This window comes from Aquabacterium sp. (assembly GCF_016195855.1).
Classification (GTDB): domain Bacteria; phylum Pseudomonadota; class Gammaproteobacteria; order Burkholderiales; family Burkholderiaceae_C; genus Aquabacterium.
Genome location: NZ_JACPYU010000012.1, coordinates 155,718 through 168,121, shown reverse-complemented (window position 1 = coordinate 168,121; position 12,404 = coordinate 155,718). Strand labels below are relative to the sequence as shown.

Genomic DNA, 12,404 nt, shown 5'->3' with positions numbered 1-12,404 from the left:
ATGAAAAACTTCAAGAACAAGGTGGCGGCCATCACCGGCGCCGCTTCGGGCATGGGCCGCACGCTGGCACTGGAGCTGGCGCGGCGTGGTTGCCATCTGGCGCTGAGCGATGTCAATGAAGTCGGTCTGGCGGAAACGGCGCAGATGGCCAGCAAGCTGGGCGTCAAGGTCACCACGGCCAAGGTCAATGTGGCCGATCGCGAAGCCGTGACGGCCTGGGCCGATCAGGCTGCGGCCGATCATGGCAAGGTCAACCTGGTCTTCAACAATGCCGGCGTGGCCCTGGGTGCCTTCCTGGACACCGTGAGCCCGAAGGACTTCGAGTGGATCATGGGCATCAACTTCTGGGGCGTGGTGTGGGGCACGCAAGCCTTCCTGCCGCACCTGAAGAAGGCCGGTGAAGGCCATGTCATCAACACCTCCAGCCTGTTCGGCTTGCTGGCCCTGCCCACGCAAGGCACCTACAACGCCAGCAAGTTCGCCGTGCGCGGCTTTACGGAAGCGCTGCGCCAGGAGCTGGACATCGAGAACTGCGGCGTGAGCGCCACCTGCGTGCACCCGGGCGGCATCCGCACCAACATCGCCCGCGACGCCAAGATGGACCACAGCATCACGGCCAAGACCGGTGGCAGCGCGCAGGCCGCCAAGGACAAGTTCGACAAGCTGCTCAACACCACCAGCGCCGAGAGCGCCGCGCTGCAGATCCTGCGTGCCGTGGAGGGCAACAAGCGCCGCGTGGTGGTGGGCCCGGACGCCAAGTTCCTGGACCTGCTGGTGCGCGTGTGCGGCTCCTGGTACCAACCCATGACCACCTTCTTCGCCAAAAAGGGCATGCTGGGCTGATCGGCCCGGCGTGATCTGAGATCCATCAAGCCGGGCCTGTGCGTCCGGCTTTGTCGCTTTGACAGGAGTTCACCAATGTCGGCTGCCAACATCGATTCAGGTGCCCAACAGGCACAGGCCCACCCGGTCATCCGTCGCTACCAGCCCCCCGCTGGTTTGCAGGAGTCGCTGGTTGCCGCGGCGATGCGCATCGCCTTGCGCGTCAGCCTCAAGCCCTTCCTGGGGCCGCCCTGGCCGTTTGCGGTGCAGCGGGCTTCGCTGGCCATCGGCTCGGCGCTGATGCCGCAAGACGGTCGTGCACAGGTGAAGGCCGATCGCATCGACCACATCCCCGTGGAGCGCATCACGCCCAAGGGGCAGTCGAAAAAGCCGCGTCACGCCATCTTGTACCTGCACGGTGGTGCCTTTGTGGCGGGCAGCCCGCGCACCCACCGCAGCATCACGCGCCGCCTGTCGGCCCTGACCGACGCGCTGGTGCTGGTGCCGCATTACCGCCTGGCCCCCGAAGCGCCCTTCCCGGCGCAACTGGACGACTGCGTGGCCTGCTACCGCCAGTTGTTGAAAGAGGGCTTCGACCCCAGCCGCATCGCCATCGCCGGCGACTCGGCCGGTGGCAACCTGACCTTCATGACCGCCATTGCCGCGATGAAGGCCGGCATGCCGGGCCCCGCTTCACTGGTGATGATGTCGCCCGCGTTCAGCCTGCACCCGCTGCCCCATTCGACGCACAAAGAGCGCGAGTCGCGCGACCCGATGATCCGTCTGGCTTGGGGCGAGGACGTCGAGCGGGCCCTGAAGGTGCCAGCCGACCACCCCTTGGCGAATCCGCTTGAGCAGGACCTGTCCAGGCTGCCCCCCTCGCTGATCCAGGTCGGTGACGACGAGGTGCTCTACGACAACGCCGTCTGGGCGGTCGAGGCTGCCACCGCCGCAGGGCGCACGTCCGAGCTGGAGATCTACCTCAAGCGCTGGCACGTGTTCCAGGCGCATGCCAGCCTGATGCCCAGCTCCGTCAAGGCGCTGGACCGCCAGGCCGAGTTCATGAAGCGCCACTGGGCTAACTAACGGGCCAACTGGCGGACATTGTTCCCGCTGGGTTTAACGAGGGTCGCCCGATTGGGTGATCCTCTCTAAGATGCGGCCCATGCCTCCCGAGCCCGCCATGACCCAGCAGTCCGACGACCCTCTTGTTGTGAACACCGCACGCCGCTACGGCGGGGCCTCTGCCGTTGAGCGTGCGGCCCAGCGGCGCGAGCGGCTGATCGAGGCCGCGCTTGACGTCTTCGGGCGACAAGGTTGGCGCAACAGCACCATGCGCCTGATCTGCGCGCAGGCCCGTTTGAATGACCGGTATTTCTACGAGCATTTTGCGACGCTTGACGAGATATTCCTAGCCGTTCACAAGCAATTATCGGCTGACGTGGCGGCGCGCATCATGTTGCAAGTGGCACAACAAGCCGATGACCCGATATTGCAAACCCGGGCGGGCTTGACAGCCTTTTTTGAATATATCAAGGAAGACGCGCGCCGTGCTCAAATTCTGCTGGTGGATGCCGTGACCACCGGCCTGACCAATCCACATAATCTGAATGCACGTGTCAGTCAATATGCTGACCTGCTGCGCGGGCGCTTCAGCGCGCGCTACCCGAAACTCAGCATCCCGCTGGATGTGGAGTTGGTGGTGGGTGGTTTTGTCGGCATGGTGATTCACACCGCCACCGTCTGGTCTCAACGGCAGTTTGATACCCCGGTTGATATTCTGGTGGACCATAATATTTACGCGTGGTCCGGGCTGCACCAGTGGCTCTCTTCCCAGGGGGAAGGCGCCTCTTTGGCGTGATCCGCGGGCTGCGTGCGCCAGCGTTGGGATGTCTGCGTCCTGATCTGGTGAAGTGTTTCATCAGATCAATAAGAATATCTGCGCATTCAAAACTTCAGGCGCATGCACACGGCTGGCGCAGGTGTTTTGGTTTGTGATCTCGCCGATTATTTGTCGATGTCCGTTAATCCTGGGCTTGGCCGGCGTGCCCAGGCTTGGGGCCACAGGTGGTGGCGTGGCCTCTAAACCCACCATTTAATGCGGCGCAAACAGGGCGGTATGGAATGGGCGGCCAAAAGAAAAGCCCCCGCAGCCTCCATCAAGAAGCTCGGGGGCCTTTTCTTGGGGCCGCGTGGGGCTCAATCGTTGGTCAGGCCGGGCGGTACACCGAACTCGCCGGGTTTGGGGTCCGTGGCGCGCCGGCGCAGGTCTTTTTCCTTGGCGTCTGAAATCATCCGCCCGATCCAGGCCTCCAGGCCCTGCCAGGCATACAGGTTGTACGCCAGCACCTCTTCAATGGGCTGCTGGTAGCCGCCTTGCGCCCAGTTGATGCCCACTTGCAGCGTCATGCCCAGCAAGCCCGAGGTCATCATCTCGATGTTGAAGTCCTGCTGCCGCATGTGGGGGTAGAGCTCTTGCGCCAGTTGGTTGACCAGGGTGGCGTACTGGCTCATGGCCGCGCGTGACTTGGCCAGCGTCTGCTGGTTGGCGCTGAACGCGTCGATCAGCAGCACCTGCGCCCGGCGCGGGTCTTCCTTCATGAACTCGTAAAACGCCCGCAGCCCGGCTCTGGCCAGCTCCATCAGGCTGCGCGGCGCTTCCTGCATGGCGCCGGTCAGGCGCGCCATCAACTGGCCCTTCTGCCACTGGTACACGGCGTCGAAGGCGTCGTCCGTGTTGCGGAAGGACTCGTAGAAGTAGCGGTCCGTCAGGCGGGCCACGGCGCAGATGTCGCGCATCGTGGTGCGCGTGATGCCATGCCGGGCGAAGCTCTCGAAGGCGGCCTCCAGAAGGCGCTCGTGGCGCTGTTGGCGCCGGTCTTCAGCCGTGGCACCGCGGTAGACGCGGGAACTGCTGGTGGTGGGAGTAGGGGACTTCATATAACGGCCGTACCGGCGCAGGACGAAATGACGACGATTCGAGTACGTTGATGCAGCGCAGGAACAATTACGCTGCGTAACTATATTGATTGGATTGTGAATGGAAAAGGGCGATTTTCAGAATATCGCATACCCTTATTGGGGGAGAGGGGCAACCCAATAAGGGTTTGAATTGAAGCCGGTCCCATATTTACGGGGGTTTCGGGGTGATTGCCTGACAGCTCGGCATAAACCCTCTGCGTTTCTGATGTGCCAGTTCTTCAGACTGACGTTGACAGTTAATCGATTGTCGGTGGCCTGATAAGCCGCCTTGTTTATCTGGAGAGAGACATGATCAACAACTTGCTTCGCAAATCCGTCCTGACCGTGCCTGTGGCCGTCCTGGCGCTGGCGGTGTCGTCAGCCTGGGCCGCGCCCGTCGGCCCATCCGATGCGTCCTTCTACAACGTGCCCGCCGGCCTGTCCGGCAAGGCCGGTGACCTGATCCAGTACCGCCCCACGACGGTGAACCTGGGCACGGGGGCACCGTCGACCCAGGCCTTCAACGTTGTCTACCAATCGACCGATTCGCTCAACAAGCCCAATGCGGTGTCCGGCACGGTGATCGTGCCGACGACGGCTTACGCCGGTGGCGGCACCCGCCCGGTGCTGGTCTATGCGATCGGTACCCATGGCCTGGCCAGTGGCTGCTCGCCTTCGCGGCAGTTCGAAGTGGGCAAGGACTACGAGGCCGCCAACATCGTGGCCGCGCTGAAGGCCGGCTACGCCGTGCTGGTGTCGGACTACGCTGGCTACCTCAATGGTCAGCAGGCCACCTACCTGTCGGGCAAGTCGCAGGGGCAGGCCGTGCTGGACTTGTTCCGCGCGGCCACGAACATCCCCTCGGTGGGCTTCTCGATGACGTCCAAGCTGGGCATCTGGGGCTATTCGCAAGGTGGCCAGACGGCGGCCTGGGCGGGTGAACTGCTGTCCACCTACGCCCCTGAGTTGAAGGTGGTGGGTGTGGCGGCCGGTGGCGTGCCGGGCGACTTCATGCGCACGGCACGCAACCTGGACGGCAACATCGGCTTTGCCTTCCTGGCGTCCGGCGTGTCGGGCCTGGGCGTGCAGTACCCCAACACCATCGGCCGCAACTTCAACCTGCTGGCCAGCGCGTCTGGCAAGGCCGAGTTGAGCAAGCTGCAGACCGAGTGCGTGTTCCAGGCCTTGTTCGAGCACGAGAACCAGACCTTGTCTCAGTACACGAATGACCCGGCCAACACCACGCTGGACGACATCCTGGGTGTGCCCGCCGTGGCCGACACCCTCAATGCGCAGAACCTGGGCAATACCAAGATCAATGTGCCGCTCTACCAGTTCCATGGCCAGGCTGACGAGTTCATCCCGCTGGACCAGGAGATGGCGCTGAAGAAGAAGTACTGCGCCTTGGGCACGCCGGTGGCCTTTGACCTCTACCCCAGCGAGCACATCGCCACCATGACGCAGGCCGCGCCCAAGGTCCTGTCGTGGATGGCCGATCGCTTCGCCGGTACCGCTGCGCCCAGCACCTGCTCGACCACCAAGGGTGACCCCACCTCCACCAACGCCACCCCGAACGGCGGCGACTTCATCGTCAAGATGGACAAGTGGAAGCTGGCCTCCAATGTGCACCTGAAGACCCTGATGCAGGACTTCCCTGAGCCCGACACCTCGACCTTCACGGCCAACGTGAACCTGTCGACCAAGAAGATCGTGGGCCAGGTCAACATTCCTGACTTCGCCTACCCGGTCAAGATCATCGGCATCCCTTTCTCGACCGGCATGAGCATCAAGCCGGCTGCCGACATGACGGGCACGGTCTCGCTGGACAACGACGGCATCCTGCACGTGCACGGTTCGGTGCCGATGAACATCACCATCACCTCGTTGATGGGCATCCCCTTCGGGCAGTGCAAGATGGTCGAGCCCGTGGTCTTCCCGCTGGACTTCGACGGCCCCATCGCGTCCTTTGGCAATGGCAACCTGATCTTCAAGGGCTCGACCACCTTCCCGCAGATCAAGGGCTGCTTCATCTCGGGCATCCTGACCGCGCTGGTGTCTGGCAGTGGCCAGCAGTTCACCTTCACCATCACGCCACCGGCCCCGGTGGACAACTGATGGGCTGAGCTGATCGGCTGACATGGCCGAACCATCGGGCCGGCGACATCGAACGCCTGGTTAACTGTCACTTCTCCGTGGCGCCTGCTGTGAAGCCCCGTGTGGCGGCCGGCCCGACCCCTGTACTTTTTCTCCACGCTCCTGTTCCCCGGGGTGAGCGCAAGGCGCCCCGGGGCTTTTTCATGGGCCGAGCGATCCGGTCAGGCCCATGAAAAAGCCCGCCGGGCTGGAGGCCGTGGCGGGCTTGAGGCGACACGGCGGGAGGCCGTGTGCGTGTGTGCGATCAGACGAAGCTGAAGTGTTCCTTGTCCATCTGCATGAGCGAGCTGGTGGGTGCCAGCATGGCCTTCTTGTGGCCATCGGCGCGCGGCAGCAGGCGGTCGAAGTAGAACTCGGCCGTTTGCAGTTTGGCCTTGTAGAACTCGGCGGAGTCCTTGCCACCCTTGGCCAGCTTCTCGTTGGCCACCAGGGCCTGCTTGAGCCAGAAGTGGCCCATCATGGCGTAGCCCGAGTACATCAGGTAGTCGTTGCAGGCGGCGCTGACCACATCGCGGTCCTTGGCGGCGCGCAGCATGATGCGCAGGGTCAGCATCTTCCACTGGATGGCGCGCTTGAAGGCCAGGCGAGCCATCTTGCCGATGGGGCCGCCGTCCAGCAGGTGGGGCTTGGCCTGGGCAATCATCTCGTTGGTGAATTCCTTGATGCACTTGCCGCGGGTCTGCAGCAGCACCTTGCGGCCCAGCAGGTCGAGTGCCTGGATGCCGGTGGTGCCTTCGTACAGCGTGGAGATGCGCGCGTCACGGGCGATTTGCTCCATGCCGTGCTCCTTGATGTAGCCGTGGCCACCAAAGACCTGCATGCCGATGTTGGCGCACTCCAGGCCCATCTCGGTGATGAAGCCCTTGAGGATGGGGGTGTAGAAGCCCAGGCGGTCGTCGAACTCTTCGTACTTGGCCTTGTTGCCTTCGGCCACGCCCGCGACCATGTTGTCGGCCAGCTTGGCAGCGTGGTAGATCATCGAGCGGGCGCCTTCGGCCACGGCACGTTGCGTCAGCAGCATGCGGCGCACGTCGGCGTGCCAGATCAGGGCATCGGCCACCTGGTCGCCGTCCTTCTTGCCCGACAAGGCGCGCATGGAGCGGCGCTCCTTGGCGTAGGGCAGCGAGCCTTGGTACGACAGCTCGGCGTGAGCCAGGCCCTGCACGGCGGTGCCGATGCGGGCGGTGTTCATGAAGGTGAACATGGCTTCCAGGCCCTTGTTGGGCTCGGCAATCATGAAGCCGGTGGCGCCGTCGAAGTTCAGCACGGCCGTGGCGGACGCGCGGATGCCCATCTTGTGCTCGATGGCGCCGCAGGCCACGGTGTTGCGCTCGCCCACCGAGCCGTCCTTGTTCACCAGGAACTTGGGCACGATGAACAGCGAGATGCCGCGGGTGCCCTTGGGGGCGTCGGGCAGGCGGGCCAGCACGATGTGGATGATGTTCTCGGCCAGGTCGTGTTCGCCAGCGGAGATGAAGATCTTGGTGCCGGTGATCTTGTAGGTGCCGTCAGCCTGAGGCTCGGCCTTGGTCTTGACCTGGCCCAGGTCGGTGCCGCACTGGGGTTCGGTCAGGCACATGGTGCCCGTCCACTCGCCGGAAACCAGCGGGGGCATGTAGGTGTTCTTCTGGGCTTCGGTGCCGAATTGGAAGATGGTGTTCATGCAACCCAGGCTCAGGCCGGGGTACATGGTGAACGACCAGTTGGCCGTGCCCATCATTTCCGATTTCAGCAGGTTCAGCGACATGGGCAGCTCCTGGCCACCGTACTGCTTGGGGTGGGAGATGCCTTGCCAGCCGCCGGCCACGTACTCGGCGTAGGCTTCCTTGAAGCCCTTGGGGGTGGTGACTTCGCCGTCCTTGAAGGTGCAGCCTTCCTGGTCGCCCGACAGGTTCAGCGGGGCCAGCACTTCTTCGCAGAAGGTGGCAGCGCCTTCCAGGATGGCGTCAACCATGTCGGGGGTCGCGTCTTCGGCATTGGGCTGCTGGGCGTAGTGCGCGCTGTAGTCAAACACTTCGTTGAGCAGGAAGCGCACGTCGCGCAAAGGGGCCTTGTACTGCGGCATATGTCACCTCGGTTCGGTCGGGCGCCAGAGTCGAGTGGCGCTGTTGGGGGAATGGTTGCTTTTAGAACGATCGTTCTTTTCAAACGGTCGTTCGAATCAGGACGCGTTTATACCCCAGAGTCGGCCGCTTGTGGCAAGTCATTGCGCACGATCGTGCGGGTTTTGGCACTTCAGCCTGTGTGTCCCCCTGAATCAAAGGGGCTGTTTCGCGGCGCGGTGGGCGGTTTGTGGTGCGGTTTGGCGCTGTCCGGATGGGGCGCGCAGGCGCTTGTCGGACAGGCTTTTTGAGGGGGTTAGAAGGGGGCTTTTTCTGGGTTAACCCTCTCGGGGGAGAGGGGGAACCCAAGCCGATTGGGGCGTTTTGTATCTCCCGCGATCACGGGGTTTGGGGTGGATTTCCCGCCAGTCGCGCAAAAACCCTATTCGTTCAGCCTGCAACAGTTCGAGAGACTAACGGTGACAGTTAACCGATTGTTGGCGTTCGATAAATCGCCAAGCTTCACATGGAGAGACACATGATCCGTACCCTGCGCAAGACCGTTCTGAGCGTGCCCCTGGCCGCCATCGCCCTGGCGGTGTCGTCTGCTTATGCCGCCCCCGTCGTTGGTCCTTCCGACGCCACTTTCTACACCAACCCAGCCGTTCTGGGCGGCGCCCATGGCGACCTGATCCAGTACCGTCCTGCCACGGTCAACCTGGGCGCCGGCGCCCCGGCCACCAAGGCCTTCAACGTGCTGTACCAGTCCACTGACTCGCTCGGCAAGCCCAACGCCGTGTCCGGTACCGTGCTGGTGCCCACGACCGCCTGGTCGGGCACGGGCGCTCGTCCCGTGATCCTGTACGCCGTGGGCACGCAAGGCCTGGCTCAGGATTGCGCCCCTTCGCGTCAGTTCGCCGCTGGCAGCAACGAATATGAAAACGCCAACATCAACGCCGCCCTGAAGGCTGGCTACGCTGTGCTGGTGTCCGACTACGCTGGTTACCTGACTGGCACCGAGTCCACCTACCTGTCCGGCCAGTCGCAAGGCAATGCCGTTCTGGACATCTTCAAGGCCGCCACCGCGATTCCTTCGGTTGGCATCTCCGCGACCGCACCGGTCGGTATCTGGGGCTTCTCGCAAGGTGGTCAATCGGCTGCCTGGGCTGCCGAAGTGCTGTCCACCTACGCACCTGACCTGAAGGTGGCCGGTGTGGCCGCTGGTGGCATCCCCGCCAACTTCATCGCTGCCGCCCACTTCCTGGACGGCAACCTGGGCGCCGCCTTCCTGGCTTCCGGCGTGGCTGGCCTGGGCGTGCAATACCCCGGCACCATCGGCAAGAACTTCAACCTGCTGGCCAGCGCTGACGGCAAGGCCCAGATCGCCAAGCTGAAGACCGAATGCGTGTTCACGGCCCTGTTCGATCTGCAGAACAAGACCCTGTCGCAGTTCACGGTTGACCCCACCGGTATCACCCTGGACGACATCCTGGGCGTGCCGGCCGTCGAAGCCACGCTGAACCAGCAGAACCTGGGCAAGAGCGCACTGACCGTGCCGATGTACCAGTACCACGGCAAGGCTGACGAGTTCATCCCCCTGGCTCAGGACATCGACCTCAAGCGCTACTACTGCGCCAATGGCGGCAAGGTCCAGTTCGACCTGTACCCCAGCGAGCACATCGTGACCCAGTTCCAGGCTGCTCCGAAGGCGCTGGCCTGGATGGCCGACCGTTTTGCCGGCAAGGCTGCTCCCAGCTCCTGCGCGACCAACACCACTGGCTACCCCACGCCCACCAACACCAACACCGCGCCTGGCAGCAACTTCATCGTGAAGCTGGACGCCTGGCCGCTGACCGCAACCGTTGGTCTGAAGACCCTGGGCCAGACCGTGTACCTGCCGGCTGCCTCGACCTTCACGGCCACGACCGACATCACCGCCAAGACCCTCAACGGTACCTTGAGCGTGCCTGACTTCAAGCAATCGCTGAAGATCATCGGCATCGGTTCGCAAATCGGCATGAAGGTCACCCCGAACGGCGCCACCACCGGCACCGCTTCGCTGGACAACGCTGGCAAGCTGCACGTGCATGGCAAGGCCTACGCTGACATCTCGATCACCTCGGTGTCGGGTATCCCTGTTGGCGAGTGCAAGACGGTCACGCCCGTGGCCTTCCCTCTGGACTTCGACGGTCCTGTGTCTGCGCTGGGTAACGGCCTGAACTTCTCTGGCACCACCACCTTCCCGCAAGTCAAGGGTTGCTTCATCTCGGCCATCCTGTCGGCCATGATGTCCGGCTCGGGCCAGACCTACTCGTTCACCGTGAACCCGCCCGCACCGACTTCTTACTGATCGCTTTTCGATCCTGAGTAGTTGATGTTCAGCCCGCCCGGCTTGCCCGGGTGGGCTTTTTCTTTGGCGCGTGGCCTCGGTGTGTGTCGGCTTGCATTCCCGCTCGTTCTCGGGGGGCAAGGGCCCGATTTCGGGTTACTGCTCAGGAACCCGTGGGGCGTGTCCGATCAAACTGGGCTGGACGTCATCGTTGCAAACAGACAGGTCTGAAAATGGCACAAGTTCATCTGGAAAACAATTCGAACATGAAGTGGGTTGCGGTCGCAGGCACCGTGGCGGTGGTGGCGGCAGCGGCGATGTGGTGGTCGCGCTCGCCCAGTCCGGAAGACGCCGGCCGCGTGACCGACGCCTCGCCGGGCGCTTCTCAGGCCATGGCCGCGCAGGTGCCGGCCAGCAGCACGATGACGGCAGCCCAGATTGAGGTCGAGACCAAGGTGATGCAGGAGCGCCAGCAGGAGGCGGCCAAGGAGCTGGAGAAGCAGCCTGGTTTGAAGCCCATCGTGGGCCCCGTCAAGGAGCGGCCATCGTTCGTTTCTGCGCTGGAGTGGCAGATGCTCAAGGGCGTCTCGCAGCAGGCAGGGGACCCCGATCGCGAGCTCACGCGCCTGGTCAATTTCCTGCGCTTCAACAAGCAGCTGGAGCTGTGGGAGGGCATGTCCCAGTCGCCGGACAAGGCCCGTCGCAAGGAGCTGGCCGAGCAACTGATCGGTGAGCTGCCGGTGCGCATCACCAATGGCGAGATGGACCTCACCGAAGCCAAGCGCATCCTGACGGGGCTGCTCAATGACGCCGAGCCCGATGCGCAGGCACGCGGCAAGCGTGCGGCGGCTGAAACAGCGCGCCTGGCGAGCACCGCTGATGCGGCTGCGGCAGCTTCGCAGGGCCGGCAGCAATAAAGAACGTGCCCGCGCCAAGGTGCGGTCCGAACCAGAGCGCGCTAAGCTCTGCCCGAAGCGCAACAACTTCGGGAGCTGGTGTGTACGACCTCTTCATCGCCAACAAGAACTACTCATCGTGGTCCCTGCGCCCCTGGGTGCTGCTCAAGCAACTGGGGCTGCCCTTCCAGGAGCACCTGCAGGTTTTCGCGGCCGGGCCCAACTGGGCCACGTTCAGGTCGTTTTCTCCCACCGGCAAGGTGCCTTGCCTGCATCAGGCGGGCGAGGTGGTGTGGGATTCGCTGGCCATTGCCGAATACCTGGCCGAGCGCCACGCCGGTGTCTGGCCCGAGCGGGCCGATGCCCGTGCCTGGGCGCGCTGTGCGGCAGCCGAGATGCACTCGGGCTTTGGTGAGCTCCGCGAGGTCTGCTCGATGAACTGTGGCCTGCGCGTTCAGTTGGATGAGGCTGCCCTGGCCCGCATCCAGTCTGATCTGGCCCGGCTTGATGAGCTCTGGCGTCAGGGGCTGACGCGCTTTGGCGGGCCCTACCTGGCAGGTGCGGCCTTCACCGCGGTGGATGCCTTTTATGCGCCTGTGGCTTTCCGCATCCAGACCTATGGCTTGACCTTGTCGCCACTGGCGCAGGCCTATGTGCAGCGCCTGCTGGCCCTGCCCGCCATGCAGCAATGGTACGAAGCCGGGCTGGCCGAACCCTGGCGTGAGCCGGGTCATGACGAGGCCTGTTTGATGTACGGCACCTTGCTGGAAGACCTGCGCGTGAATCCAGGCTGAAGATTTTTCCGTAAGGGTGTAAGGACTGGGCGGTCTCGTCGACTACTCAATGTCCCCGGCGAACAAAGCTGCCGGGGAATCACTTCAACACCTGACCTTACGGAGAAATCAACATGACCCAACGTACTTCCGCTTCCCTGGCCGCCGCTGCCGCCCTGATGGCCCTGAGCACCGCCGTGTTCGCCGCTGACGCCCCTGCAGGCAGCATGGGGGGCGCCGTGGCCGCCAGCGACAAGGTGCATTGCTACGGCGTGCACAGCTGCAAGGGCAACAGCGATTGCAAGACCGCTGAACATGCGTGCAAGGGCCAGAACGCCTGCAAGGGCCATGGCTTCAAGGCGCTGGATGCCAAGGCCTGCTTCATGAAGGGCGGCACCATCGGCGATATCGACGCCAAGTAAAGCGG

The 12,404-nt window shown here is 63.6% G+C and carries 10 protein-coding genes; 8 read left to right on the top strand and 2 right to left on the bottom strand.

All coding sequences use genetic code 11. From position 1 onward, the window contains the following. From HY019_RS10830 to HY019_RS10820, 3 genes are all read left to right on the top strand, one after another. On the top strand, nucleotides 1-843 hold the full coding sequence (locus HY019_RS10830) for an SDR family NAD(P)-dependent oxidoreductase (RefSeq protein WP_290691889.1): 843 nt from the start codon (nucleotides 1-3) through the stop codon (nucleotides 841-843). A 75-nt stretch (nucleotides 844-918) separates the two neighbouring features. After that, complete coding sequence (locus HY019_RS10825; protein ID WP_290691887.1) at nucleotides 919-1,908, top strand: alpha/beta hydrolase; 990 nt, start codon at nucleotides 919-921, stop codon at nucleotides 1,906-1,908. 97 nt (nucleotides 1,909-2,005) lie between these two features. Then, the gene (locus tag HY019_RS10820; protein WP_290691885.1) at nucleotides 2,006-2,683 is read left to right on the top strand and encodes a TetR/AcrR family transcriptional regulator; all 678 of its coding nucleotides are present in this window, start codon (nucleotides 2,006-2,008) and stop codon (nucleotides 2,681-2,683) included. Between the two features lie 338 nt (nucleotides 2,684-3,021). On the opposite strand, the gene HY019_RS10815 is transcribed toward HY019_RS10820, so the two are convergent. Further along, nucleotides 3,022-3,762, bottom strand: coding sequence for a TetR/AcrR family transcriptional regulator (locus HY019_RS10815; protein WP_290691884.1), 741 nt, complete (start codon nucleotides 3,760-3,762; stop codon nucleotides 3,022-3,024). Nucleotides 3,763-4,092: 330 nt separating this feature from the next. Here HY019_RS10815 and HY019_RS10810 point away from each other — a divergent pair, with 330 nt between their 5' ends. Next, entirely contained in the window at nucleotides 4,093-5,898 is a 1,806-nt protein-coding gene (locus HY019_RS10810) for a lipase family protein (protein WP_290691882.1), read from the top strand. A 283-nt stretch (nucleotides 5,899-6,181) separates the two neighbouring features. On the opposite strand, the gene HY019_RS10805 is transcribed toward HY019_RS10810, so the two are convergent. Continuing rightward, on the bottom strand, nucleotides 6,182-8,002 hold the full coding sequence (locus HY019_RS10805) for an acyl-CoA dehydrogenase C-terminal domain-containing protein (RefSeq protein WP_290691880.1): 1,821 nt from the start codon (nucleotides 8,000-8,002) through the stop codon (nucleotides 6,182-6,184). A 515-nt stretch (nucleotides 8,003-8,517) separates the two neighbouring features. Here HY019_RS10805 and HY019_RS10800 point away from each other — a divergent pair. The 4 genes from HY019_RS10800 (at nucleotide 8,518) to HY019_RS10785 (ending at nucleotide 12,399) form a co-directional block, all read left to right on the top strand. Next, on the top strand, nucleotides 8,518-10,329 hold the full coding sequence (locus HY019_RS10800) for a lipase family protein (protein WP_290691878.1): 1,812 nt from the start codon (nucleotides 8,518-8,520) through the stop codon (nucleotides 10,327-10,329). A gap of 245 nt (nucleotides 10,330-10,574) precedes the next feature. Then, nucleotides 10,575-11,225 carry a hypothetical protein gene (locus HY019_RS10795; RefSeq protein ID WP_290691876.1) on the top strand — a complete coding sequence of 217 codons (651 nt, stop codon included), beginning with the start codon at nucleotides 10,575-10,577 and terminating at the stop codon, nucleotides 11,223-11,225. 80 nt (nucleotides 11,226-11,305) lie between these two features. Beyond that, nucleotides 11,306-11,998, top strand: a complete 693-nt coding sequence (locus HY019_RS10790; protein ID WP_290691874.1) for a glutathione S-transferase family protein — start codon at nucleotides 11,306-11,308, stop codon at nucleotides 11,996-11,998. 113 nt (nucleotides 11,999-12,111) lie between these two features. Beyond that, nucleotides 12,112-12,399 carry a hypothetical protein gene (locus HY019_RS10785; RefSeq protein ID WP_290691873.1) on the top strand — a complete coding sequence of 96 codons (288 nt, stop codon included), beginning with the start codon at nucleotides 12,112-12,114 and terminating at the stop codon, nucleotides 12,397-12,399. Nucleotides 12,400-12,404: the final 5 nt, after the last annotated feature.

Bases quoted from the DNA above. Each gene is read 5' to 3' on its own strand.
- HY019_RS10785 (WP_290691873.1), top strand. From the start codon at position 12,112: ATGACCCAACGTACTTCCGCTTCCCTGGCCGCCGCTGCCGCCCTGATG.
- HY019_RS10820 (WP_290691885.1), top strand. From the start codon at position 2,006: ATGACCCAGCAGTCCGACGACCCTCTTGTTGTGAACACCGCACGCCGC.
- HY019_RS10800 (WP_290691878.1), top strand. From the start codon at position 8,518: ATGATCCGTACCCTGCGCAAGACCGTTCTGAGCGTGCCCCTGGCCGCC.
- HY019_RS10830 (WP_290691889.1), top strand. From the start codon at position 1: ATGAAAAACTTCAAGAACAAGGTGGCGGCCATCACCGGCGCCGCTTCG.
- HY019_RS10810 (WP_290691882.1), top strand. From the start codon at position 4,093: ATGATCAACAACTTGCTTCGCAAATCCGTCCTGACCGTGCCTGTGGCC.
- HY019_RS10795 (WP_290691876.1), top strand. From the start codon at position 10,575: ATGAAGTGGGTTGCGGTCGCAGGCACCGTGGCGGTGGTGGCGGCAGCG.
- HY019_RS10815 (WP_290691884.1), bottom strand. From the start codon at position 3,762: ATGAAGTCCCCTACTCCCACCACCAGCAGTTCCCGCGTCTACCGCGGT.
- HY019_RS10825 (WP_290691887.1), top strand. From the start codon at position 919: ATGTCGGCTGCCAACATCGATTCAGGTGCCCAACAGGCACAGGCCCAC.
- HY019_RS10805 (WP_290691880.1), bottom strand. From the start codon at position 8,002: ATGCCGCAGTACAAGGCCCCTTTGCGCGACGTGCGCTTCCTGCTCAAC.